The organism is Vibrio sp. 10N.261.52.A1, from assembly GCF_002876325.1.
In the GTDB taxonomy this organism is placed as follows: domain Bacteria; phylum Pseudomonadota; class Gammaproteobacteria; order Enterobacterales; family Vibrionaceae; genus Vibrio; species Vibrio chagasii.
In genome coordinates this window covers 1-565 of the sequence record NZ_MCYD01000525.1, presented here as the reverse complement: position 1 = coordinate 565, position 565 = coordinate 1, and the positions used below count along the sequence as shown (strand labels likewise).

At 42.3% G+C, this 565-nt stretch carries 2 protein-coding genes; both read right to left on the bottom strand.

The window, feature by feature from the left end; translation table 11 throughout:
* Window positions 1-59: 59 nt before the first annotated feature.
* Window positions 60-371, bottom strand: a complete 312-nt coding sequence (locus BCT81_RS07055) for a cytochrome c (RefSeq protein ID WP_004738608.1) — start codon at window positions 369-371, stop codon at window positions 60-62.
* 58 nt (window positions 372-429) lie between these two features.
* A partial coding sequence (tilS, locus tag BCT81_RS07050) for a tRNA lysidine(34) synthetase TilS (protein ID WP_157938861.1) occupies window positions 430-565 on the bottom strand: 136 nt, incomplete at its 5' end.

The following is a 565-nucleotide window of genomic DNA, read 5'->3' as shown; positions in this document are numbered from 1 at the left end:
AGCTTTAAAGCTCTGGCTCGAAATTCATCGTATTGTTTAATCTGTGCTTTAAGAAGGGTTTACTTAAGGCTTGCGTAGTAAGCAGCTAGATTAGCAATATCTTCATCATTCAGCATTGAAGCTTGAGCCTGCATGACAGCAGCCAAACCACCGGTGCGCTGGCCGTTCTTATATGCGTTGATTGATGAAGCAATGTATTGCTCGTTTTGACCTTTAAGGTTTGGGTAACCCGGGATCACTGCGATACCGTCAGCACCGTGACAAGCTGCACATACTGCTGCTTTTGCTTGTCCTGCAGCAACATCACCTGCCAGAGCGTTACCACTCAATAGTCCAAGTCCAAGAACTAATCCTAGTGTAATTTTCTTCATTGCATATTCCATTAATTATTTTTATTAAAGTGACATAGAATTGTGACACAAACTTTTTCTAGTTGCTCCAAAGCGCTTCACAATCTTGACCATCGTAGTTTTTATCTACGAATAACCCTAAAACAGCGATCACTCGATCACCATCCATTAATATAGGCGTTCTGCGCCTCAACCAGCTAGGCACTTGATACTCT